At 54.0% G+C, this 21,966-nt stretch carries 23 protein-coding genes, 1 pseudogene and 1 riboswitch; of the genes and pseudogenes, 12 read left to right on the forward strand and 12 right to left on the reverse strand.

The genetic code is table 11. From position 1 onward, the window contains the following. Positions 1 to 8: 8 nt before the first annotated feature. The 3 genes from def to M0646_RS05745 all read right to left on the reverse strand — a co-directional run bounded on the left by def (position 9) and on the right by M0646_RS05745 (position 1,464). Positions 9 to 575, reverse strand: a complete 567-nt coding sequence (gene def, locus M0646_RS05735; RefSeq protein WP_149818965.1) for a peptide deformylase — start codon at positions 573 to 575, stop codon at positions 9 to 11. A gap of 73 nt (positions 576 to 648) precedes the next feature. Next, entirely contained in the window at positions 649 to 990 is a 342-nt protein-coding gene (locus M0646_RS05740) for a LapA family protein (protein WP_149818967.1), read from the reverse strand. 108 nt (positions 991 to 1,098) lie between these two features. Next, on the reverse strand, positions 1,099 to 1,464 hold the full coding sequence (locus tag M0646_RS05745; RefSeq protein ID WP_149818969.1) for a hypothetical protein: 366 nt from the start codon (positions 1,462 to 1,464) through the stop codon (positions 1,099 to 1,101). 78 nt (positions 1,465 to 1,542) lie between these two features. Here M0646_RS05745 and M0646_RS05750 point away from each other — a divergent pair, with 78 nt between their 5' ends. The 4 genes from M0646_RS05750 to M0646_RS05765 all read left to right on the forward strand — a co-directional run bounded on the left by M0646_RS05750 (position 1,543) and on the right by M0646_RS05765 (position 5,415). Beyond that, entirely contained in the window at positions 1,543 to 2,370 is an 828-nt protein-coding gene (locus M0646_RS05750; RefSeq protein WP_286626986.1) for an aldose epimerase, read from the forward strand. Between the two features lie 33 nt (positions 2,371 to 2,403). Further along, positions 2,404 to 3,924, forward strand: a complete 1,521-nt coding sequence (gene trpE / locus M0646_RS05755; protein WP_286626988.1) for an anthranilate synthase component I — start codon at positions 2,404 to 2,406, stop codon at positions 3,922 to 3,924. A 167-nt stretch (positions 3,925 to 4,091) separates the two neighbouring features. Beyond that, the gene (locus tag M0646_RS05760) at positions 4,092 to 4,709 is read left to right on the forward strand and encodes a Crp/Fnr family transcriptional regulator (RefSeq protein ID WP_286626990.1); all 618 of its coding nucleotides are present in this window, start codon (positions 4,092 to 4,094) and stop codon (positions 4,707 to 4,709) included. Positions 4,710 to 4,833: 124 nt separating this feature from the next. Then, positions 4,834 to 4,918: riboswitch (Glutamine riboswitch) on the forward strand. Between the two features lie 44 nt (positions 4,919 to 4,962). After that, positions 4,963 to 5,415 (forward strand): DUF4278 domain-containing protein, encoded by a 453-nt coding sequence (locus tag M0646_RS05765; protein ID WP_286626992.1) that lies wholly within the window; start codon positions 4,963 to 4,965, stop codon positions 5,413 to 5,415. 117 nt (positions 5,416 to 5,532) lie between these two features. Here M0646_RS05765 and M0646_RS05770 read toward each other — a convergent pair whose 3' ends face one another. The 3 genes and pseudogenes from M0646_RS05770 to M0646_RS05780 all read right to left on the reverse strand — a co-directional run. Then, on the reverse strand, positions 5,533 to 6,081 hold the full coding sequence (locus M0646_RS05770) for a hypothetical protein (protein WP_286649955.1): 549 nt from the start codon (positions 6,079 to 6,081) through the stop codon (positions 5,533 to 5,535). A 420-nt stretch (positions 6,082 to 6,501) separates the two neighbouring features. Continuing rightward, on the reverse strand, positions 6,502 to 6,645 hold the full coding sequence (locus M0646_RS05775) for a hypothetical protein (RefSeq protein WP_226972024.1): 144 nt from the start codon (positions 6,643 to 6,645) through the stop codon (positions 6,502 to 6,504). A 60-nt stretch (positions 6,646 to 6,705) separates the two neighbouring features. Then, a pseudogene (locus M0646_RS05780) lies at positions 6,706 to 6,935 on the reverse strand (acetamidase/formamidase family protein); the annotation flags it as partial. A 130-nt stretch (positions 6,936 to 7,065) separates the two neighbouring features. On the opposite strand from M0646_RS05780, the gene M0646_RS05785 reads away from it, so the two are divergent. After that, positions 7,066 to 8,265 carry a DNA double-strand break repair nuclease NurA gene (locus M0646_RS05785; protein ID WP_149818981.1) on the forward strand — a complete coding sequence of 400 codons (1,200 nt, stop codon included), beginning with the start codon at positions 7,066 to 7,068 and terminating at the stop codon, positions 8,263 to 8,265. Beyond that, a complete protein-coding gene (lnt, locus tag M0646_RS05790; protein WP_286649956.1) occupies positions 8,216 to 9,736 on the forward strand; it encodes an apolipoprotein N-acyltransferase in 1,521 nt (506 codons plus the stop codon). The genes M0646_RS05785 and lnt overlap by 50 nt, the downstream gene beginning before the upstream one ends. Here lnt and M0646_RS05795 read toward each other — a convergent pair. Beyond that, positions 9,699 to 10,526: a DUF3598 family protein gene (locus M0646_RS05795; protein WP_286649957.1), complete on the reverse strand. Its 828-nt coding sequence runs from the start codon at positions 10,524 to 10,526 to the stop codon at positions 9,699 to 9,701. The genes lnt and M0646_RS05795 overlap by 38 nt on opposite strands. Positions 10,527 to 10,705: 179 nt before the next feature. Here M0646_RS05795 and M0646_RS05800 point away from each other — a divergent pair, with 179 nt between their 5' ends. Genes M0646_RS05800 through M0646_RS05810 form a run of 3 tightly spaced genes read left to right on the forward strand, consistent with a single transcriptional unit; the run spans position 10,706 to position 14,162 of the window. Continuing rightward, on the forward strand, positions 10,706 to 11,572 hold the full coding sequence (locus M0646_RS05800; protein WP_149818986.1) for a response regulator: 867 nt from the start codon (positions 10,706 to 10,708) through the stop codon (positions 11,570 to 11,572). Then, a complete protein-coding gene (locus M0646_RS05805) occupies positions 11,569 to 12,816 on the forward strand; it encodes an FAD-binding oxidoreductase (protein ID WP_286626999.1) in 1,248 nt (415 codons plus the stop codon). The genes M0646_RS05800 and M0646_RS05805 overlap by 4 nt, the downstream gene beginning before the upstream one ends. Before the next feature lie 20 nt (positions 12,817 to 12,836). Continuing rightward, positions 12,837 to 14,162, forward strand: coding sequence for a (Fe-S)-binding protein (locus M0646_RS05810; RefSeq protein ID WP_286627000.1), 1,326 nt, complete (start codon positions 12,837 to 12,839; stop codon positions 14,160 to 14,162). Here M0646_RS05810 and M0646_RS05815 read toward each other — a convergent pair. The 3 genes from M0646_RS05815 to M0646_RS05825 are packed head-to-tail and all read right to left on the reverse strand — an operon-like array spanning position 14,159 to position 16,756. Continuing rightward, the gene (locus tag M0646_RS05815; protein WP_149818992.1) at positions 14,159 to 14,593 is read right to left on the reverse strand and encodes a hypothetical protein; all 435 of its coding nucleotides are present in this window, start codon (positions 14,591 to 14,593) and stop codon (positions 14,159 to 14,161) included. The genes M0646_RS05810 and M0646_RS05815 overlap by 4 nt on opposite strands. Positions 14,594 to 14,620: 27 nt before the next feature. Next, positions 14,621 to 14,992: a hypothetical protein gene (locus M0646_RS05820; protein ID WP_149818994.1), complete on the reverse strand. Its 372-nt coding sequence runs from the start codon at positions 14,990 to 14,992 to the stop codon at positions 14,621 to 14,623. A 54-nt stretch (positions 14,993 to 15,046) separates the two neighbouring features. Then, a complete protein-coding gene (locus tag M0646_RS05825; RefSeq protein WP_149818996.1) occupies positions 15,047 to 16,756 on the reverse strand; it encodes an AarF/ABC1/UbiB kinase family protein in 1,710 nt (569 codons plus the stop codon). A 357-nt stretch (positions 16,757 to 17,113) separates the two neighbouring features. Between M0646_RS05825 and M0646_RS05830 the strand changes: the two genes are divergently transcribed. Beyond that, positions 17,114 to 19,039: a DICT sensory domain-containing protein gene (locus tag M0646_RS05830; protein ID WP_149818998.1), complete on the forward strand. Its 1,926-nt coding sequence runs from the start codon at positions 17,114 to 17,116 to the stop codon at positions 19,037 to 19,039. Positions 19,040 to 19,087: 48 nt separating this feature from the next. Beyond that, positions 19,088 to 19,813, forward strand: coding sequence for a segregation/condensation protein A (locus M0646_RS05835; protein WP_286627003.1), 726 nt, complete (start codon positions 19,088 to 19,090; stop codon positions 19,811 to 19,813). On the opposite strand, the gene M0646_RS05840 is transcribed toward M0646_RS05835, so the two are convergent. Continuing rightward, on the reverse strand, positions 19,810 to 20,661 hold the full coding sequence (locus tag M0646_RS05840; RefSeq protein ID WP_149819002.1) for an inositol monophosphatase family protein: 852 nt from the start codon (positions 20,659 to 20,661) through the stop codon (positions 19,810 to 19,812). The genes M0646_RS05835 and M0646_RS05840 overlap by 4 nt on opposite strands. A gap of 6 nt (positions 20,662 to 20,667) precedes the next feature. After that, complete coding sequence (locus M0646_RS05845) at positions 20,668 to 21,060, reverse strand: 2Fe-2S iron-sulfur cluster binding domain-containing protein (protein WP_149819004.1); 393 nt, start codon at positions 21,058 to 21,060, stop codon at positions 20,668 to 20,670. 141 nt (positions 21,061 to 21,201) lie between these two features. Here M0646_RS05845 and M0646_RS05850 point away from each other — a divergent pair, with 141 nt between their 5' ends. Next, positions 21,202 to 21,750: a DUF1269 domain-containing protein gene (locus M0646_RS05850; protein WP_149819006.1), complete on the forward strand. Its 549-nt coding sequence runs from the start codon at positions 21,202 to 21,204 to the stop codon at positions 21,748 to 21,750. Positions 21,751 to 21,966 lie beyond the last annotated feature (216 nt).

A 21,966-nucleotide genomic window follows, 5' to 3' on the forward strand; every position in this document is an offset into this window, starting at 1 on the left:
CCTCAGGGTTAGGCAGCAATGGGACGCACGGCACTGGCGGTAAACCCATGCTCTTTGAGTTCGTGGCGCAGTAGGGCTTGGTTCTCGACGCGATCCACAAACATCACCCCCGTCAGGTGATCAATTTCATGCTGGATCGCCCGCGCCAGTAGCCCACCCGCCATGATCACTTGGGGACGCCCCCACTCATCTTTGTAGGCCACCTCCACCATGGCCGGACGACGCACCTCTAGGTACACCCCCGGAATACTCAGGCAGCCCTCTTGGCAGACTTCAAGGTCTTCACTGAAGTCCTTAATGACCGGGTTAATCATCACCAACGGTTCTGCCTCGGGGTCATCGGGATGAATATCAATGACAAGAATTTGCTTATTGATGCCCACCTGGGGTGCCGCCAAGCCAATGCCATCGGCACTGTACATGGTTTGCAGCATTTTCCGCACAATATCGCGGATACTGTCATCCACTTTGCTGACCCGTTTGGCGGGTTGACGCAGCACGCGATCGCCCAAATAGTGCAATTGCAGGGGCGGATTTTTTAACTTTTTCTTTTCAACAGCCAGAGAGGTAGCCATAGGACACGCCGAGTTAACACAAAATAACAAAAGTTAATCATTTCCTAGCCTAACGAATTTTCAAGGCTCTCGGCTACTTTTCCGTCGAGGCACTGCTGACACTGGGCAGGAGGCGTTGTTGCTCCTCAAGGGCAGCTTTGTAGCGTTCCACATCCTCCTCAAGGTGGGCAATTTGCTCATCGCGGGCTTCCATTTCCACGCGAATCGTAAAGATGCGCTGCACCTGTACCCAGACGTTAAAGACCCAAGCAAAGACGGCACCAATGCCCATGGCCACAATGAGTTCAATGCACAATGGGGCTTGAATCACTTTCCCTTCAAAGAACTTAATACTAACGGGTTCGGTATTTTGAATACTAAAGAGAACTAAGCCCAAGCCAATGACAAATATCATCAAGAAGTTCAGTTGTCGCATAGGGCATCCTGTAGCAAATCTAGTCAACAAATTTAGTCATAGACAGGGATTGTCGCATCGGGCCTCTTGCCAGCGACCAACAATCTTGGGCTAATCATACCACTGTGGCTAGTCTTCAATCACTGAATGACTGACTTCCACTGCTTGGACATCAATGGTGCCGGGGGGAGTCAAGCGTTGAAACTGGCGATCGCGCACCATCAGGATTTCGCCACAGGCGGGGCATTGGGTTTGGGTATTATTCAAACTGCTAAATTCAAAGCCACACACTGGGCAAGCCGCCGTCACCAACTTCCAGCGAAACCAAAGTTGTAACCCTGCAAAAAGGAGTACAGGGGTCAACATCAAGATGAAAAACAGCACCAGAAAGGATTGCACTAACCAGCCTAGCCCCAGTAGCCCCAGTAACCAAGTTACCAGCAACACACTGAACCAAAAACGTAAGGTGGGGTTTAGGGTAAATCTTAGGGACATTGGCCTCCCTCCAAGGGCATTGTCGCTATTCTAGCGTAGTCGCGAGTGTATCCTAAAAAGCAGGCGTACTGTCCAGCTATGGTAATGCCCTATACTCTCCACGCCGAACGTACTCGCGTTGAAGTGATTCCAGAGCGCGGTGGCCTGATTAGCCGCTGGCAGTGGCAAGGTCATGAGCTGCTGTACTTGGATCGGGAGCGCTTTGCCAACCCGCAGTTAAGCGTGCGTGGCGGTATTCCCATTCTCTTTCCCATTTGTGGCAATTTGCCCGAGGATACATTTCACCACAATGGCCAAACCTATCCCCTCAAGCAGCATGGCTTTGCACGGGATTTGCCATGGCAGGTGTTAGATCAGCAGGAACATCTCTTGAAGCTGGGATTGCAGGATACGCCAGCCACGCGCCAAGTCTATCCCTTTGCCTTTCATCTGACCTTAACCTACACCCTTGCTGCTGATGCCTTGGCGATCGCCCTTGAGGTGGCTAACCCCGGTGACACCCCCTTGCCCTTTAGCTTTGGCTTACATCCCTACTTTGCCGTTGCTGACAAGCAGCAATTGCAGTTTGACCTGCCAATCCATGCCATGGTGGATCAGAAAACGCAACAACCCCTCACCTTTAGCGGCACGTTTGACTGGCATGCGGCAGAACTGGATTTGGCCTGTCGTCCCCTCACGGGTCAAGTGGCTCGCGTCTGTGATCTGCAACAACAGTACTGCCTGACGCTGCGCTACGATACAGCGTTTACAACCCTCGTTTTTTGGACGGTTCAGGGCAAACCCTACTACTGTCTAGAACCTTGGACTGCCCCCCGCAATGCCTTGAATACGGGGGTAGATCTCCTGCACGTGCCACCACAGAAGCACCTTACCCTTGGCGTCGAGATTGCTGTTGCCCCCCTTTAGGGAGAAAATAGAAAGGTTTTCACAGACGCGACCATGCACCCCGATTTTCAGACCTTTTGTCAGCTTGCCGAGCAGGGTAACTTCATCCCCATCTATCAGGAGTGGGTGGCGGATATGGACACGCCCGTGTCCGCTTGGTATCGGGTCTGTCGCGATCGCCCCTACAACTTTTTGCTCGAGTCCGTCGAGGGGGGTGAACAATTGGCTCGCTACAGCCTCCTCAGTTGTGATCCGCTGTGGGTACTAGAAACGCGGGGCAACCAAACCACCCAAACCCATCGCGATGGCTCAGTCACCACATTTACGGGCAATCCCTTCACAATTTTGGCCAATTGCCTTGCCCCCTATCAACCCGTGAAGCTACCACAACTGCCGGGGGGCATTGGCGGTCTTTTTGGTTTTTGGGGCTATGAACTGATTCAGTGGATTGAGCCGCGGGTTCCGATTCATCCTGCCACTGAAAAGGATTTGCCGGATGGCGTGTGGATGCAGGTGGATCAAATCCTGATTTTTGATCAGGTGAAGCGGAAAATTTGGGCGGTGGTCTATGCTGATACCCGTGAGATGGACTTGAAAACGGCCTATACCTATGCCAGCGATCGCCTAGAGCGGCTTTTGAACGCACTGCAAACCCGTATTCCTGCTGAGGCCACCCAGCTGCCCTGGCAACCCAGTCGCCACACCCCCAGTTACACCAGCAATACCACCCCAGAAACCTTCCGTGCCAATGTGGAGCGCGCCAAGGACTACATCCGCGCCGGTGATATTTTCCAAGTCGTTCTCTCCCAACGCCTCAGTGCCCCCTACAGTGGTGATCCTTTTGCCCTCTATCGCTCCTTGCGCCTGATTAACCCTTCCCCCTACATGGCCTACTTTCAATTTGGCACGTGGCAGATCATTGGCTCTAGTCCAGAAGTCATGGTTAAAGCAGAGCACCACCCTGAAAAACGTGGGTCTCTCCTTGCCACAGTGCGTCCCATTGCTGGCACTCGCAAGCGGGGGCACACCTACGCCGAAGATCAGCAGCTCGCCACAGAACTCCTCGCCGATACCAAAGAAGTGGCCGAACACGTCATGCTGGTTGATTTGGGGCGCAATGATTTGGGGCGCGTGTGTCGTCAGGGGAGTGTCACCGTCGAGGAGTTTATGGTGATTGAACGCTACTCCCACGTCATGCACATTGTCAGTAATGTGGTGGGCGAACTATTGCCCGATAAAACGGCATGGGATCTGCTCCAAGCTTGTTTTCCGGCTGGAACCGTCAGTGGGGCGCCCAAAATTCGGGCCATGGAAATTATCTATGAATTGGAGGGCTGCCGCCGTGGCCCCTACTCTGGTGCCTATGGTTACTATGACTTTGAAGGTCAACTCAATACCGCGATCGCTATTCGCACGATGGTGGTGCAACTGCTAAGCGACCACCAACACCTCATTCACGTCCAAGCCGGTGCTGGTATTGTTGCGGATTCCGATCCGCAGCGGGAATACGAAGAAACCTTGAACAAAGCTCGCGGTTTATTGGAGGCCATCTCTGCGCTGGGCGGCAAGCCTTAACCAAATGATCAAGGAGCCATCATCTGGTTTTTACATTTACCCCTTAGTCTAATAGGCGGTTGTTGCTAACGTTACCCAGAACACAGGCACTGGGAATGTTGGAAGAACTACCAATTTCTTGGGGATGTGCCTAAGTATTGGTTTCTTTTGCTTGAGGTTCTGCTGCCATGGCAAACGTCTCCCTTGCTGCCATCACTCCCCCCGTGGAGGAACGCTGGCGTTCCTCCTCTCGACTACACACGTTTGGCATGGGGGACAGCATCTGGATGGAGCCAGAGCGCATTTGGCTAGTGAGCCGGGGCGTCGTGCTGTTAAACCTTTTGCACCCCGATGGTGAAGAAGTGGTGGTGGGACTGGCCACCCCCGGTACTGCTTTTGGTTTACCCTTGACCAGTTTAACGGCCTACCAAGCCAAGGCACTTTCCAAGGCAGAGTTGATGCTCTTTACACTGGTGGAGGTAGAATCCTCACCCAACTTGACCCAAAGCCTTGTGCGGGGTCTGGCTCGTCGCCTACGGCAAGCGGAAGGTCTTTTAGGAATTACCAGCCATCGCCGGATTGAGGAGCGATTACGCCATTTACTCTTGCTCTTAAAGCAAGAAATTGGTCAGCCCCATCCCTTGGGCACACGCTACACTGTTCGCCTTACCCATCAACAACTGGCAACGGCGATTGGCACAAGTCGAGTGACCATCACACGTCTGTTGGGCAAACTCAAAGAGGAGCAGTGGCTCACCTACGATCGCGATCGCCACATCATTCTCACCAACGCCGCTCAGGTTTAGGTGATTTAGGTTAGTTCTCCCCTGATCAGGGCACCTCTGGCACAAAAGAGAAGGTTTCTAGTGTAAATTTTTGTAACCACTTGCACTCATGGTGGCAAAACTGTTAAATTAGATACAGAAATAAATCGTTCATCTTTGCTAGGAACCACCAAAAAGTTTGGGTGAATAGCGAAGACGGAAGTAGGGCAATGGTCCCGAAGGAACGCGCCTCAGCTGACAACAACTAGCCAGTACATCATTTGGGGCGATGATGATGACAACGACACTCACCTATCGCGGCGTTCAATACGACTACGTTCCTCCGGCAGTCCGTAGTGAAGCAACCGATGTTGTAGCCAAATATCGGGGTTGGAATTACCACTGCACCCACGCAGTGAATCCCCCAGCTCAACCTGTGCGGGATTTAATCTATCGCGGTGTTGCCTACCGTACGGGTCAAACGGAAGCTGTGAATACGACGGCAACTACTGCTGCCAACACAGCCAAGGAAGTGAATATGCCAGCGCTTGATCTCAATCAACTTTCGCGGGTCATTCTCACCCATCACCACCAAGTGATCAAAAACCGCGAACAATCCCTCCTCACGCGAATGATTGCCCAAATGGGATTGCCTGCGGCCGCAGGTCACTATTGGAACCAAATTCAGGGCAAAATTAAGCCCCATGTCTGGACAAGCTACGATCGCAGTCATGCCACGATGAGCTAGCACAGGGGTGTGATTGTCCTCTCTCAAGACTGATTCGTAACGGCACTCGCATGGGAGTTATCTCTGGTGCGAGTTTTTTATTTCAGCCTAGGGCGTCAAGCAATGGCTGCACTTGGCCTAAGTTAGCCATTCAATCTCATTAAGATCAAAATCAAGATCGAGATCGATCTCCGCCAAGTCCTCTGGATCGGCCACCTTCTTCAGGGAGGCAAGGGATTGTTTTGAAGGCTTGCGACTTTGGGGAGTTGGGCGCTTGATATCCGACAGTGTGGCCTTCTCGATGCGCGTCCTTTCTTTGAGGGCATTGGGGTTAATGGATTGCAGAAAAAAGTTCACTGTTTCCTGTTTCACCCAGCCATTGAGGACAGCCAAGGCACCGAAGCGATAGCTGGTCTGCCATTGTTCTTTGAGAATTTGCTGAATTTGTTCCTCAGTCAGTAAACTGGCCTTTTTGAGATAAAAACCGATGGGATGTTTTTCTTTACCTTGGCTGAGTTTTGGCCACTCTTCTACAAAAAAGTCAATGGTTTCTTGGGGCAACCAACCATGGAGGGCAACAATTTCACCAAAGCGCAAGTTGGTATAAATGCTTTTTTCCATTAAGGCGACTTGGAGTTGGCCTCGTGTAATTAACCCCGCCTTGAGTAGTAATTCACCAATTCTCATGATTGCCCCTACGAGTAGAAAATCATCAACTTTCAACAACAATGGGACATCAATTGGGTAAAGCCCCTTTCACAGGGATCGAACATCCTTGCAGCAGCCAACGCCGCTGTAGGACGGGTCACACATTTTTGTGCTTATTGTGTTTAGGCACAATATGTTATGACATATTTCAGAAAAGGGCTGCCGTTTTTTCAAGGACATACATCCGTTACTCTTGACAGTACCTCTCACAATAGCTGAAGTTACGCGAAACTCCTAATTGTAACAAATCTTAATACAGCTCTTTTCAGAGGGATCTCTTCACACGAATTCAGCGTGGCCAGTAGAGCTCTTTTAAGAGAAGCTAGATGTTCGGATGTCAGTTTAGCCAAGGCTGAAAAAGCGGCAAAAATGCTCACCTCATCCTGTGTGAGCGGTTAATTAGTGATTGAGCATCCACCGGCGACCGCAGGATTGCTGCTGAAAGCGGGGAGGCTTGGGTTCTTGGGGCGATCGCTGCACCAGTTCTGGGTCACTCCCCCGCGAGGGTCGGGGCAAGGCGGAAGAGAGATTTACCGCTGGCACTGAAAAAATGCGTCGGCCAAGCTGCTGACACTCTGGACAAAAGGCGGGTTCACTAGATTAGTCCCAAACTGCCTTTGCGGCCTTCGGGAAGTGATCCGTCAGGAAACTGCCCCCATTTTCTTTGCTGTCATTATTTGGCCGTCCGTCCAATCCTTGCACTCAATGCGAAACACATCACCGGGATTGACTGAAACCACTGCGGGGATCTCTGGATGCCAGCGATTATGCCCCGGCAGTTCTTGCTGATCCATGGGCTTAGTCAGATCCACTTTGAACAGAGTCTTCGGTATAGGGACGGACTCCAACGATTGGCAGTGTGCTCACCTGTAACTCAGTACCCATGAGCAATTATTGAGATGTTGTTTAGATTTAGTATTGGAGCAGGTCTTCAGGACAGCTGTATCTCCAGATACGAAAACAGTGTTGGACTTCGTCAAAGTAGCTGCTCAAATGGGAACGGTGGGTCAAGTGATCCGCCAAGGGGCGATCGCCAGCCAACAAAAACAAGCCCGTGCCCTCGAAGTGTTGACAGTAATGGCAGAAAATTTAGAGCACTATCGCCAAGCCATCCAAGCGTGGGGCGAGTCCTTTCCCTTTAATGCTGCTGAACCCATTGAATCCCTGACGGTGAAGCACGCTGTCCCCCCTGCCCCAAGGTCACACATAATTTTTGCCACCGATGGCTCGCAAATTGCCCCCAGTCACCACGAAATTGCCTATTGCTATTTGATTAATGTGGGACGGGTGGCGATCGCCTACGGTCAAGGGCAACGCCCCCATTTAGATAGTGTGCCGCAGTTGGTTTATGACCCCGATGAATTGGGGCGATCGCGGGGCTGGGGACTCACCATAGAGGATTGGTTACGCTACCGCCGCACTCAAGCGGAAATTCTTGCCCTTGTTGAACTCATTCAAGCGCAAAACAAGAAAGCCCCCAGCCTAGCACTCGTGGATGGTTCACTGATTTTCTGGGCGTGGGAATCACTGCCGCCAATGGTGCGTGAGGAATTGTTGACGCCCATCTTAGCTGCTTGGGATGAATTGCGTGCGAAGCGAATTCCCTTGGTGGGCTATGTCAGTGCCTCCCGCAGTCATGAAACGGTGAATTTTCTGCGCTTGGGGGTTTGCCCCTACCCTGAACCCAACTGTGCCCTCCACTGTGGTCAGACGAGTCAGACTGGCCTCGAGGCGACTCGCGATCGCCCCCCTTGTCAAGTCTTTGATCCCCTGCGGGATGTGCTCCTCTGGCAAGCACACTTGGCACCGCAACAGTATAGTCCCCTCTGGCGGAGCCGCAGTCGCATTCTGGAACATTACGGCGACCATCACATCTACGTTGCCTACCTCCACGGTGGCTCGGAAGTAGTGCGTTTGGAAGTTCCTCAATGGGTGGCGCGGGATGCAGACCTGTGGCAACAGGCAGTTGCGTTGACGGCAGCACAAATTGAAAAAGGGCGGGGTTACCCCGTGGCATTAGCAGAAGCCCACAATTTAGCCGTTGTGCGCGGCAGCGATCGCCAACGCTTTTTTGCTTTACTGGAACGGGAACTGATTAAAGCAGGACACTGGCATGTGGCTCCTTCCCCCAAAGAGCAACGCAAACGCCAAAGTATTGCCTAGGTGGCTGCTGTGTGTTGGTTTAGGCATCGCGGGCTGGGGAACGCAGTTGGCGCTACCGCCAGTAAGCGGGTGGTTCTTGGCCTTCATAGGAATTGTGCCCCTGTGGTGGCAGTGTCAGGTTTTATCGCCACTGTGGGCAGCGATCGCCGGCCTGTGTTGGGGACTAGGGTTCTATGGCAGTAGCTTAGGCTGGGTGTGGGATTTGCATCCCTTGATGTGGATTGGCATTGCGCCAGTGCCCAGTTGGCTAATCTCGCGGGGGATTTGGCTTTTCCTGAGTGGTTGGGGGGCAGTCCTGAGTGGGAGTTGGGCTTTTTTGATGGCACGCTATGGGGTGCGGCAATCTGCCCCTTGGCAACTTCTATGGGGTGTCACCCTTTGGTGTGCCCTTGAAGCCCTCTGGAGCTATTCGCCCCTGTGGTGGATTAGTTTATCCCTGACCCAAAGTCCAACGGGACTCCTTCAACTGGGTCGTCTGGCGGGACCCACCACGATTACGGCAGTCGTGATGACAGTGAATGGCTTAGTCACCCTCAGTCTGCGGCGGCACACATGGGCAAAGCAATGGCTTGTTGTTACTCTTTTGGGGGCGATCGCCCTCAATGCTGTTTTAGGCGTCAGTGTCACTGCGGATCAAGGGGAACCCCTACGGGTGGGTTTGATCCAAGGCAATATCCCGACACGGGAAAAGCTCACGCCAGAGGGTATCCGCCGCGCTTGGCAGGACTATCCCCGTGGCTATCGCCAACTGGTGGCTCTAGGGGTTGATGCCGTCTTGACTCCGGAAGGGGCACTGCCGATTTTGTGGCAACCACACCAAGTCAATCCCATCACCAGCGCTGTTCGCGAGGCAGGGGTTCCCCTGTGGTTAGGGACATTCATGGAGACGCTAGGGGGGCATCATCAGGTGCTCCTGACCCTCGATGGGCAGGGGGAGATTTACAGTCGCTACAACAAAGTCAACCTTGTTCTTTTGGGGGAATATATTCCCGATTGGCTGGCGGGGGTAGTACAGCGGTTATCCACGTTGCGATCGCGCCTCCTGCCGGGGAACCCTGATCAGGTCTTTACCACCCCTTGGGGCAAGGCCGTTGTCCTGATTTGCTTTGAATCTGCCTTTTCCCACCGCAGCCGCTGGCAACTGGTTCATGGGGGCCAGTTTATCCTCAGTGTTGCCAACAATGATCCCTACCGTCGCCAACTGATGACCCAGCACCATGGGCATGATGTGTTGCGTGCCGTCGAGGGCGATCGCTGGCTCGTGCGCTCCACGAATACGGGCCTTTCTGCGGTGATTGCGCCTACGGGGGAAACTGTTTGGCTCTCCAATGCTGATGAGTTTGTGATTCATGCGGCAACGATTTTGCGGCGGCAAACCCAGACCCTCTACACTCGCTATGGGGATTGGTTGCTACCCCTCTTGCTGGGGATGCTTAGCTTATCCGTTCTTCGACAACGAGTGTCGCACTGACCCATTCGCCGCGATCGCCATAGGTGCGAATGAGGCGTTGCCGCTGCCCCTCTGCCCACAACCAGCCCACCTCAACAAAGAAGGGTTGACGAAAGGACACCTGTAGGGGCGTCAGGCTAGAGGTGCCATCGGGGAGCAGGACAAGCTGCTTGGGTTGATCCGTATCGCTAAAGAGAAGCCGTGAACCAGCAATTGTGGCCGTTGTTTTCACCTCGTGGTCGGGGGTTTGCAGCAGTTGGTAGAGCCGATCGCCCTCGCGCCAAAGACTTAGATGGGTCGGGGTTTCCGTGGGCGATCGCCAGTCGGCATAGACGGTGTAGGCGGTACCGCGCCATTCCCCTAGGAGTTGATCCACGGTTAAGGGAGGACGTTCAACGGCGTTACTGTGGGCACGAAACTCGCGAATCAGAGTCATGGATTGGAGGTGCTGATTTTTGTCAAAGAGTTGGACAAACCGCAGTCGGCGATCGCCCATGACAAAGCCATACTCCGCACCAAACTCGGCAAAGGGCGCCACCTGCAACGATCCCTTAGAAAAAGCCCCCGTCGGAAAAAAGACATTTTGGCGGCCAATGGTGGCATACTCCTGCACCGTTTCACTGGTGGGGGGCTGATCGAGACCATTGCCAAAGCGTCGCAGTTCAAAGCGCACCCGTTGACCGTCAGCAGTATCGGCAAGGATCAAAATCGAGGGCACTGACGCTCCCACGTCTCCCGTAGGGCTGACCGCCGTAAAGGAGCCATGCCATTCCCCAAGGTTTTTGCGAAAATTTTCCCAATTTGTTGTCATTGATTATCCTTGATTATCTTTACCGCTGTGTGCCACCATCATCATTACTATAGAAAAATAAAGTATTGGAGATCTTGCCAATTGGGAAGTGGCCGGCGATCGCCGGCGCTCAGAAAAAACTTTGATAGGATGGGGAGTGTCAGGGCGCTGACAAACGATCGCCATTGGGAGACCCGTGCATGACCACCGACCTCTTTGATTCAGGGGCTGGTCGCATTCTGATAGTCGATGATACCCCCGAAAATGTTGAAGTTTTAACCACACTGCTGCAACTGGAAGGCTACGATGTGCGCGGTGCCATTAGTGGCCAAATGGCGCTCATGGGGATTGAGGCCGAACCCCCGGATGTCATTCTCTTGGACATCATGATGCCTGATATGAATGGCTACGAGGTCTGTCAAACCCTGAAGGAGAATCCCAAGACCAAGCATATCCCCATTATTTTCATTAGTGCCCTCGATGATGTCTTTGACAAGGTCAAGGCCTTTGAGATTGGCGGCGCCGACTACATCACCAAACCCTTTCAGCAGGCGGAGGTGCTGGCACGGGTAAAAAATCAGTTGACGATCGCTCTCCTACAGCGGAAGCTGCGGCAAAAAAATGCCCTCTTGCAAAAGCAAAACCAGCAGTTGCAGGAAATCGTCGAGGAGCGGCGTGACTTGGTCTCCTCACTGCAAGCAGCGCAAGAACAGTATCGGCAGATGTTTGAGGAAGCCGTGGTCGGGATTTACCAAAGTTCGCCCGAGGGGGTTTACTTCAAAGTCAACAATGCCTTGGCACGCATCTATGGCTATGCCGATGCTGAAGACTGGCTAGCGGATATAGAACACCATAATCATCGTCCCTACGTGGATGACAGCGCTTGGGAAAAATTCCAACAGCAAATTGAAACTCGTGGCTTTGTGCGCAACTTGGTTTCCAAGGTGTATCGCGCTGACCACAGCATCACAACCATCTGTGAATGCGCCCGCCCCGTCAAGAGTGAGGATGGCCAACTCCTGTACTACGAAGGGTTTGTCTTTGAACTGCCCACCCGTAATCCATGAAACAAACCCTGAGCGCCCTGTTGGGGGATGCAGCGGTTCACTCCCTTGCTGAATTGGGCGATCGCGCTCCCCACCTGCGTCCCTACCTTCCTGAGTATGCCCTGCTGGTGACTCCCCCCACCCCAGAAGCGGGGGCAGAAGTGATTGCCTATGCCCGGCGCCAAGGCTGGCGAGTGTTGCCCATTGGCGCAGGCACCAAACTCAATTGGCTCGGGAACACCCCCAAGGCAGATATTTTTCTGCGGACAACGGCGTGGCAGAAGCTCATTGATCATGCGGCTGCCGATATGACCGTCACCACCCAAGTGGGTATTCCCTTTCAGCAGCTCCAGCACCACCTAGCACCCGCAGGACAGTGGATTGCCGCAGATCCCCTCTTTCGAGAAACGGCCACCCTTGGCGGCTGCTTGGCCACCCAAAGTAATGGCAGCCTACGGCAGCGGTATGGGTCATGGCGCGATCAATTGTTGGGGGTCAAGTTCATTCGCAGTGATGGCCAAATCGTCAAAGCGGGAGGGCGGGTGGTCAAAAATGTTGCCGGCTACGACCTGATGAAACTCCTGATCGGCAGCTATGGCACGCTGGGCATCCTAACGGAGGTGACGTTGCGGGTCTATCCCCTGCCGGATGCGGTACAAATCTGGCAGTTGCGGGGGGAAGTCTCTGCTTTGGCCAAGGGACTTGAGGTGATTTTGACGAGTTCCCTTGCGCCCGCGCGGTGTGTGTTGCGCCTTGAACCACGGGGGACGCTGCTGTTGGAATTGGAATTCCATACCCTGCGGGAAGTGATTGCTGCGGGTACGTTGGGCGATCGCCTGAGTCAGATTGCCCAGACCCATAATCTGCAACTGGAACCCCAAGCCCCCCTAGGCATTACCCTCAACCCCACCCCCGATCAAGTGATTCTCAAAATCGGTGTGCCTCTAAGCGAAATGTTGCCCGCCCTCACCCAGCTTCAGCAGTTGGCAAGGGAATTGGCCTGCGAGTGCCGAGGCGAAATGAGTGCAGGGGTCGGTTACGCCTATCTCCACGGACAGGAGGAGCATCTCGGTCAACTCATTCTCAGGCTGCGCCAAGGGCTACCACGGGGCTATGTCACCGTCTTAGCCGCCCCCCTGAACCTCAAGCAGCAACTCGATCCTTGGGACTATCGCGGCAACGCCCTTGAATTGATGCGGAAGCTTAAGCAACAATTGGATGCAACGGGTGTCTTTGGCACTGGCGTTTTTGTCGGCAATCTCTAGACAAGTTTCAATACTTACGAATGACTGCAACTGATCCTGTGGCTGGCTTTGATGCCCAGTCACCCCCTGATCCACACCTGATTGATGCCTGTGTCCACTGCGGGTTTTGCCTCTCCACCTGTCCTAGCTATCGGGTGTTGGGTACTGAAATGGACTCTCCGCGGGGTCGTATCTATCTCATGGATGCCATTCATGAGGAACAGGTGCAACTGGCGGATGTCGTACAGCACTTTGACTCCTGTTTGGGTTGCTTGGCCTGTGTCACCACCTGTCCATCGGGGGTTGAGTACGATAAGTTGATTGCGGCCACGCGGGTTCAAGTGCAGCGCCATTATCAGCGGCCTGTGGGCGATCGCTGGTTGCGGCAGTTGATTTTCCAAACGCTGCCCTATCCCCAACGGCTGCGTGCCCTCCTGTGGCCGCTCTGGCTCTACCAAAAACTCGGCTTGGCACATCTCGAAAAGCGGCTGGGACTCCTGAAACGGCTCTTGCCCAAGTCCCTTGCGGCCATGTATCAAATGCTACCGCCCCTTTCAGCCAAAACATTTCGCGATCGCTGGCCTGAAGTCGTGCCTGCCCAAGGGAAACAGCGTGGCCGCGTGGGGGTGATTCTTGGCTGTGTCCAACGGCTCTTTTTGCCGGAAGTTAATGAAGCCACGATCTCCGTCTTAAGTGCCAATGGCTTTGAGGTGGTGCTACCGCCACAACAGGGGTGCTGTGGTGCCCTGCCCCATCACCAAGGGGAGGAGGATCAGGCGCAAACCCTTGCACGCCAAATGATTGACTGTTTTGCAGCGGCCAAGGTGGATGCGGTTTTAATCAACGCCTCGGGTTGTGGCCACACCCTCAAGGAATATCATCGCCTTTTGGCTGCCGATCCAGAGTACCGCGATCGCGCCCGTGACTTTGTGCAAAAGGTGGAGGATGTGCAGGTCTTTTTGGTCAAACAGGGCTTGGTGACACCGCTCCACCCCTTGGGCGATCGCCCCTTGACCTTGGTCTATCAAGATGCCTGCCACATGATCCACGGCCAAAAAATTCGCCTTGAACCGCGGCAACTGCTGCGACAAATTCCCCAAGTGCAACTGCGCGAACCCCTCGATGCAGCCCTGTGCTGTGGCAGTGCCGGGGTGTACAACATTCTTCAACCCGATGTGGCGGCGGAATTGGGACGCCAAAAGGTACGCAACCTGCTGAATACTCGCCCTGATGTCATTGTCTCAGCCAATGTGGGCTGCACCGTGCAATTGCGGCAGTATCTCCAAGAGCAGAGTAGCTCCGTGCCCATTTACCACCCGATGCAACTGCTAGACTTGGCGATTCGTGGTGAGCAGCTTCCGTCCTAGGCTATATCCGGGGGGGCACTGAGGATTGCGCGCACTTGAGCTAGTAACCATTCTCGCCCCACTTCCCAGCCTCGTTCGCCATCCGCCTCAAGGATCATCAGGCTATCCACTGGCTCTGCCGCCAACAGTTGAAACAAAAGGGGAATAATTGGCATGGGCACTGGGATCACTTGTTCATCACAGGCCTCTTGAGCCATGGCTTCACTACCATAGGCGTGGATGACGTTTTTTTGCTGGTGGGGGGGGTGCTGTTCCTCAAGGGTAATCACCTGCCACTGACCATCGGGAGTTTGCAGGACGTAGTAAACCGTTTGCCCGTAGCGCTGGGCTTCCTCGTAGAGAATGGGGGCGATCGCCTGTACCGCCGCCACAGTCGCAGGGTCATCGGGGGCGTTGGCAATCAGTTCATCCACTTGGGTCAGTAAATCCACAACGCCTCCTTTAGGAGTTATAAAAAACTATTCCTTGGCCTCAAGGGCATCGAGATCAAGGGCACGAGAGCCACCCGTACTTAAAATCGTCAGCACTTTCCCCAGTTGATACCACACCAAAAGGGCGGTGGCGATCGTCAGCACAAAGGCAATGACCATACTCAGCCCTGCACCAAAGCCATAGGTCCACAATCCCGCCATCAGGAAGAGCCAGATACCAATGGAAATCCCCAAGTAGGGCAACTGAAGTTGGGGGCCGCGCAATTGACTCAGAACGCGGGTGGAGCGACTGCGGTTCCATTCTTGGACGCTCTGCTTGAGGGTGGCTTCAAAGGCTTTACCACTGGTCAACCCCATAAAAATACCCGCCAGTAGCAAGACAATGGGTGGATCAAACACGGGATACCTAATCCTTCTTGGACACTCAGGAACGTTGATAACCGCTGCCAACCCTTAGCTGGCCACCACCAAGGAATTGCTGTCTTCTTCTTTACCGAGCGTGTGGGAGACAGAGGCCTTGAGGGCTTCCCATGCCACATCAATCAAGAAGAGCGGACGCAGATCAGACTTGACCAAATTCCAAAGGCGTTGCACCTCTTCGGTGTGGAGACGGTCATCTTCGGTTAACGCTAGCACAATTTGCCGCCGCAGGTACTGCCCCTCCTCAGAAAAGAGATACTGCAAGCCCAAGGTGGCGGTTGGCGCGAGGTTAAAGTGCTGATCCTGCCGGGCGATCGCAATTAGGTTTTCCAGGCGTTGCCACTGAAGACGACCATCCTTGAAGAGGACATCCAATAACCGTCGCCGCAGTTGGGGCGATTCTCCTTGCAGCAGACGCCGTGCCACATAGGGATAGCTGACATCAACAATGCGGAAGTTAGGGTTGAGACACAGGGCAATGCCCTCTTGGGTGACTAGAGAGCGAATGATTAGGGCAAACTTAGCGGGAACCCGGAAGGGATAGGCATACATCAACTCGGAGAAGCGATCGGTGATCACTTTGAAGTTGAATTCCCGCACACTGGAGCCAATCACCTCCTCAAAGACCGACTCAAGGGCAGGGATAATCGGCGTAATATCCGTTTCCGGGGTCAAAAAGCCCAGTTTGACAAAGTCCGTCGCCAAGGCTTGATAGTCCTTGTTCACCAAATGAACGACGGCATCCACCAAGGATTCTTTAGTGCTCTCCTCCAGTTGATCCATCATGCCGAAGTCAATGTAGGCCATCCGGCCATCCGGCATGGCAAAGAGATTGCCGGGATGGGGGTCGGCATGGAAGAAGCCAAATTCCAAGAGTTGCCGCAGTCCTGAAATCACCCCCACCCGGATCAGCTCATCGGGATCAACGCCCGCCGCCACCATGCAATCGGTACGGGTGAGCTTAATGCCATGGATCCACTCCAAGGTCAGCACATGCTCACTGGTGTACTGCCAGTAGATTTTCGGTACCTTGACCGTGGGATCATCGCGGAAGTTGGCAGCGAATTTCTCGGCATTGCGCCCTTCATTGAGGTAGTCAATTTCCTCGTAGAGCTTGCGGCCAAATTCATCGACAATGTCCCGCAAATCATGGCAGAGGTTAATCGGTAGCCAAGGCTTGACCCACTGCACCAAAAGACGGATCAAGAAGAGATCGCGGGTAATCACGGGCAAGAGGTTGGGACGCTGCACCTTGACGGCCACTTCTTCACCACTGTGGAGTTTGGCTCGATAGACTTGGCCGAGACTGGCGGCGGCCACCGGTTGGGGTGAGAATTCGGCAAAAATATCCCCTAGGTTTAAGCGCAGATCCCGCTCAATAATGGCAATAGCAATCTCATTGGCAAAGGGGGGCAACTTGTCCTGAAGGAGCGTCAGTTCTTCGAGGTAGTCGGGACAAATCAAATCGGGGCGAGTGGAGAGGGCTTGACCGACTTTAATGAAGGTTGGGCCTAAACGGATCAGGAGTTTGCGCAGTTGCATTGCTCGCAGGGGACGCTGACTTTCCTGTTGACCTAGCCACTTGTCCCACTGCAACAGCAGCCAAAATGTCAAGAAAGATACCGAAATGTTAACGAACCGCCAGATAACTCGCCAAGGATGTCGCCAGTAGTAGCGGGCGATCGCCTCAGGATCATACCGACGATGACCAGCACTAGGGACAGCAGAAATACGGGCAGTCACAGCTTTTTCACCTTATTCTCTGAAACCCAACTTACTACACCCCTCTTGCCTTGCCATGGGTGTTTCCACGGAGCGCTTTTGGGAACACTGTAAGCAACCATTGCAATGATGAGGATTTTGTTGATCCCCGGTGCTAGAGGAGCTGATCTTTTTGGGTTTGCTTAAATATAGTATAGAAAACTACACATAAGCCCTGCCAATCAATAAAATTCTTAACAAAAGTTTAAGATTGGAGGTTCCAGCAATTCAGCCGTTGGTTGACTTAGGTACAGCCGCTCGAACTGAATTTCAGTAGGTTCGCTGGTGCGGATTTGCCGATAATGGTACCGTAGGGCATCTTCTTATTCACACCCTTCCATGGCCAACAGGATCATTGCCACATCTGTTCTTGAGGAGTTGTTGGCGCGGTTGCCTCGCTTGCGATCGCAACTGTACTTCAAGACATCGCTGACGGCGCTTTCCCATGCAATGGAGGATCAGGTTTTGGCCAACGAGGATGCGCCGATTATTATTGCCTGCTTTCAGCGGGAACGCTTTTATCGTCAAGAAGCCCATCGCTACCGCCGTATTGCCACCAAGTCCCACCACGTTTACGTTTTGGCTGCCCCGGAAACCGAGTTTAAGAACTGCTCGGGAGACTATGAAACGGTTGCCTTTGATCCCGCCGATGCCCTCAGTCAAGAATGGCATTTGACCGTCTTGGGCAAAAATTACAGCACTTGCTTGGTCTGCCGCGAAGTCCAGCGATCGCCCGCCAATCGCTTAGATGTGTTGCCGCCGATGGATGCGGCGCGTCGTTTTGAGGGCATTTGGACCTTTGATCGGCAGGTGGCAGCGACAACCGCTGAAATCCTCCTCAACCGTATTCGGGAGTACCGCCCTGAACTGAAGGAGAAACTCAAGGAAGGTCGGGCATGGGTTGAGACCTATCGCCAAGTGGCGGGGTGCAATAGTGATCCTGCCCCTTTTGCCGATCGCCTAGTGACCTATCTCCAAGCCGGCCAGTACAAGCAAATCAAGGCCTACCGCCAAATTGCCATTCAAGAGCGCAAGGAACGCCTCACCAATGCAATTACCACGGCGATTCGCAACTCCCTTAATCCCACAGAAATTCTCACTCGTGCGGTGGCAGAACTAGGGGAAGCCCTCAAAGGCGATCGCTGTCTCATTTACCGTTGCCGCAGTACCGATACGCGGGTGCGCATTGAGCACGAGTACACCAGCGGTGCTCTACCGCCATTGCAGTACCAGTATTGGCCCGTGAGTGAGCACCCCTACACCCAGCAGGCACTGGCACATCAGCAGGTCATTCAGGTGGATGATGTGGCCGCTGATCCCCACTACGAGGCGACCCGTTTCAAACCCCTCGAGGCCGCCGGCGTCAAAGCCCTCCTACTGGCACCTGTTCTCTATCAAGGGCGACTGTTGGGCATTGTTGAACTGCACCGCGGCGAACCGCTGCCGTGGCACGATATGGACGCAGAATTAGTGGAGGCGATCGCCACCCAAGTGGGGGTTGCCCTGATTCAGGCGGAGGCCTACGCAGATCTGGAGGAACTCAACGCGCAACTGGAGGCCTTAGATCGCACCCGCAGTAATCTCATTGCAATTACGGGTCACGAACTGCGCACGCCCCTTTCGACAATCCAAGTCTGCCTTGAAAGCCTAGCCAGTGAACCCGATATGGATCCAGAACTGCGGCAGGTGATGCTGAGTACCGCCTTGGCCGATGCTGAGCGCATGCGGAAACTGATTCAGGACTTCCTCACCCTCTCGCAGTTGGAAAGTGGCCGGGTGCAGTGGCGACCGGAACCCCTCCCCCTCCAAGAACTGGTGGACCTAGCCCTCAGTAGTCTGCGCACCCCCAAGGATCAACTACCGACCATTCGCACAGTCTTGCCCAAGGAATTGCCCTTGATCCGAGCAGATGGCGAATGGCTAGTGGAGGTGCTCTCGAAGCTACTCGATAATGCCTGCAAGTTTACGGAACAGTCGGGTCAGGTTTCCATTGCTGCCAAGCCTCGTCCCGATGGTCTATTGGAAGTGACGGTTGCCGATACGGGGCGCGGTATTGAGCCGGATCGCTTGGAAACGATTTTTGATCGCTTTTATCAGGAGGAGGGAGCACTGCGGCGCTCTGCGGGTGGGACGGGCTTGGGTCTCGCGATCTGTCGCCAGATCATTACCAATTTGGGGGGACAAATTTGGGCGGAGTCGGCGGGGCGCGATCGCGGCAGTGAGTTTCACTTTACGATTCCCATTGCTGAGCCTTTTTCTGGATAGGGGCTGCCAAGCCTCCTAAGATAGACAACAACGAGTGGGCAGCCAACCATGAGCCAATCCTTTGCCGATACCGCCATTGACATTTTGATTGACTTGGCCGAGCGGGGGGAAATTGACCCTTGGGATATTCAAGTGATTGAGGTCTTCGATCGCTGTTTGGCGGAGTTGACACGGCGGGGGGAACCCAATCTCAGTGAATCAGGGCAGGCCTTTTTGTATGCAGCGATGCTGGTGCTCCTGAAGAGCGATCGCCTAGTTGCAGTTGCTGAACCGATGCCCGAGGAAACAGAATTCGCAGAGCCGCCAGAGATCAGTGAAAACCAGTCCTTTGTGGTCTTGCCCCATGCCCTAGAGCAGCATTTGCATCGTCGCCCCGTGGCTCCCCCCCAACAACGGCGCCGCGTCACCCTTGAGGAATTGATTGCCCACCTGAAAACCATGGCCGTTCAGAACGACCGTGCAAAGGTGCTGCGGCCGCATCAACCGCGGCGGCGTCGCCGTCCCACAACCCTCAAGGCAATTACCCAACTGGCGCACCAAGAAAACCTCACGGAGATGGCTAACGAAGTAGAAAGTCTCCTCGGAGAAATGGCTCCCGAAGGGACATGGCTAGACTTCCAAGTGCTACTGCAGCGCAAACCCGATCCTGTGGGGGTCTTTTGGGCGCTGCTATTCCTCGCTGCCCAGTCTAAGGTGGATCTCCAACAAACCAATTTCTATCAACCCCTACAGGTACGGACGTGTTTAGCTGAAGCGATACGCCTAGAGGCCTAACCTCCCTCTGGCAGAAACGAAAAGCCCAAGGGCTTTACCCGCAGGAGTGCCTCACTCAGGGCAGTGTGGAGATACCCATTCGTCGCTAAAATCCGCCCTGATGTCAGTTGAAAAGGGGATTGATCGTAGGCAGTGACGACGCCCCCAGCTTCACGAACAAGGACTACACCAGCAGCCAAGTCCCAAGGGGAGAGACCCCGTTCCCAATAACCATCAAGGCGACCACAGGCAATGTAGGCCAAGTCAATGGCTGCCGCCCCACCCCGCCGTACCCCTTGGCTGAGATGGGTGAGGTAGCAAAATTCTGCATAGTTGTTGTCTTCGGTTTCACGGCGATCGTAGGCAAAACCCGTGACCAAAAGACTATGACTCAATTCTGCAGTGGTGGAAACCCGAATGGGCTGGCGATCGCGGGTGGCACCGAGGCCTGTAGCAGCCCGAAACAGTTCGCGATGAAAGGGATCATAGACGACACCAACGTGGGGTTCCCCCGCCACCAGAAGGGCAACAGACACCGCACTAAAGGGGTATTGATGGGCATAGTTGGTGGTGCCATCCAGAGGATCAATCGCCCACAGAAATGGATTATCCTTCAGTCCCGAAAGACCCGATTCCTCCGCGAGCACCGCATGGTCTGGACAATGGCGATGAATTACATCCAGTACCGCCGCTTCTGATTGGCGATCGGCCACCGTGACGAGGTCACCAGAGCGCCCCTTTTCCTCAATCTCACTCAGTTTGCCCCAATAGTGCTGAAGAACCGCGCCGCCAGCCAGGGCCGCCTCTGTGGCAATTTCCAGATAGCGCTGCCGCTCATTCTCCGGCAGTGGGCACTCCACTCCTGTCATGGCTGATTAATCCTCATCGAGGGGCAGACCCAACTGGACTCGCCCTTTACCAAAGTAGCGGCCAAACTGCAGCTCATAGACCTCATCCTCATCTTGGGTTTCCACCTCAAGGTCAGAGCGGGCATAGCTGACACACAATAGGGCATAGCCTTGGGCTTGCAGGGCGGGGGAGAGTCCCATGGCTTCGGGTTGATAAACATGGCCAGAGAGAATGCGCACGGCACAGGTGGTACAGGCACCGTTACGACAGGAAAAGGGCAACTCAAGGCCTTGGCTCTCAGCGTATTGCAGGATATAGCGATCGCTCGGAACAGTAATTGTGTACGTCCGCGTGGGTAGATCCCCCGGCTTGAGGGGACGCACGTGAATGGTCACTGTGTAGGTTTGTGGCGTGCTCATGGTCTCGCTATCTTACCGTGAAAAGGGCTGTCAAAGACCTTGCTTCGTCCCTTAGCTACAATACCGCAATCCCAACCTGCTAATGACAATGCTAGGGTAGGAGCGGTTCTATGACCCACATTCGTAGGGAGACCTAAAGTTATGAGTACCTTAGTGGTCATTGCGTTTGATGATGAGTACAAGGCGAACGAAGTATTAATCCAGCTATTGAAACTCCAGCGTGAGCATCTCATTGACCTTGAGGACGCGGCTGTTGTCGTGCGCACCAAAGATGGCAAGGTTAAAATCAACCAGACTCAGGATTTGACCCTCCAGGGGGCCCTTGGCGGTGGCTTTTGGGGGCTGCTCATTGGTCTATTGTTCTTCAATCCCCTCTTGGGCTGGGCTGCGGGTCTTGTGGCGGGGGCGATTTCCGGCAAATTTACCGATATTGGCATTGACGATAATTTCATCAAGGAATTGGGACAAACCATTGCCCCCGGTAGCTCGGCCATCTTTACGTTGGTGCGTCAAGCCACACCCGACAAAGTCCTTGAGGAAATTGCTCCCTTTGGTGGTAAAGTCCTGCGCACCTCCCTATCAAAAGAGGATGAAGCCAAGTTGCAAGAAGCCCTTAACCGAGGCAATCCGGCGTCCCAATCGCCTGCCCCGAGCGAAGCGACAACCCCCAGTGAAACGGCGAACAGTTAGTTTGTTGAGTTTGTCTTGGGTCTAGCTCTCGCTCTAAATTGATTAGGATAATTTTGAGAGGCTCGGCCATTCCCTAGGTACAGCCCTTTTCCCAAGGATGGAACCCACGCAACACTGCGCAAGTGAGTGTCGGGCAACATTTCAGTTCCTTAACGCCTAAGAAAAGGGCTGTCACTGGGCATTGTGCTCACAGTTAGGGAGGCCAATAGGGAGTGT

It is taken from the genome of Thermosynechococcus sp. B3 (assembly GCF_030323045.1).
GTDB lineage: Bacteria > Cyanobacteriota > Cyanobacteriia > Thermosynechococcales > Thermosynechococcaceae > Thermosynechococcus.

What these genes read in the sequence shown, in the direction of transcription:
- M0646_RS05835 (WP_286627003.1), top strand. Translation starts at nt 19,088, where the DNA reads ATGAGCCAATCCTTTGCCGATACCGCCATTGACATTTTGATTGACTTG.
- M0646_RS05845 (WP_149819004.1), bottom strand. Translation starts at nt 21,060, where the DNA reads ATGAGCACGCCACAAACCTACACAGTGACCATTCACGTGCGTCCCCTC.
- M0646_RS05770 (WP_286649955.1), bottom strand. Translation starts at nt 6,081, where the DNA reads ATGAGAATTGGTGAATTACTACTCAAGGCGGGGTTAATTACACGAGGC.
- M0646_RS05765 (WP_286626992.1), top strand. Translation starts at nt 4,963, where the DNA reads ATGACAACGACACTCACCTATCGCGGCGTTCAATACGACTACGTTCCT.
- M0646_RS05805 (WP_286626999.1), top strand. Translation starts at nt 11,569, where the DNA reads ATGAAACAAACCCTGAGCGCCCTGTTGGGGGATGCAGCGGTTCACTCC.
- M0646_RS05740 (WP_149818967.1), bottom strand. Translation starts at nt 990, where the DNA reads ATGCGACAACTGAACTTCTTGATGATATTTGTCATTGGCTTGGGCTTA.
- M0646_RS05750 (WP_286626986.1), top strand. Translation starts at nt 1,543, where the DNA reads ATGGTAATGCCCTATACTCTCCACGCCGAACGTACTCGCGTTGAAGTG.
- M0646_RS05745 (WP_149818969.1), bottom strand. Translation starts at nt 1,464, where the DNA reads ATGTCCCTAAGATTTACCCTAAACCCCACCTTACGTTTTTGGTTCAGT.
- trpE (WP_286626988.1), top strand. Translation starts at nt 2,404, where the DNA reads ATGCACCCCGATTTTCAGACCTTTTGTCAGCTTGCCGAGCAGGGTAAC.
- def (WP_149818965.1), bottom strand. Translation starts at nt 575, where the DNA reads ATGGCTACCTCTCTGGCTGTTGAAAAGAAAAAGTTAAAAAATCCGCCC.
- M0646_RS05840 (WP_149819002.1), bottom strand. Translation starts at nt 20,661, where the DNA reads ATGACAGGAGTGGAGTGCCCACTGCCGGAGAATGAGCGGCAGCGCTAT.
- M0646_RS05760 (WP_286626990.1), top strand. Translation starts at nt 4,092, where the DNA reads ATGGCAAACGTCTCCCTTGCTGCCATCACTCCCCCCGTGGAGGAACGC.
- M0646_RS05810 (WP_286627000.1), top strand. Translation starts at nt 12,837, where the DNA reads ATGACTGCAACTGATCCTGTGGCTGGCTTTGATGCCCAGTCACCCCCT.
- M0646_RS05830 (WP_149818998.1), top strand. Translation starts at nt 17,114, where the DNA reads ATGGCCAACAGGATCATTGCCACATCTGTTCTTGAGGAGTTGTTGGCG.
- lnt (WP_286649956.1), top strand. Translation starts at nt 8,216, where the DNA reads ATGTGGCTCCTTCCCCCAAAGAGCAACGCAAACGCCAAAGTATTGCCT.
- M0646_RS05850 (WP_149819006.1), top strand. Translation starts at nt 21,202, where the DNA reads ATGAGTACCTTAGTGGTCATTGCGTTTGATGATGAGTACAAGGCGAAC.
- M0646_RS05800 (WP_149818986.1), top strand. Translation starts at nt 10,706, where the DNA reads ATGACCACCGACCTCTTTGATTCAGGGGCTGGTCGCATTCTGATAGTC.
- M0646_RS05795 (WP_286649957.1), bottom strand. Translation starts at nt 10,526, where the DNA reads ATGACAACAAATTGGGAAAATTTTCGCAAAAACCTTGGGGAATGGCAT.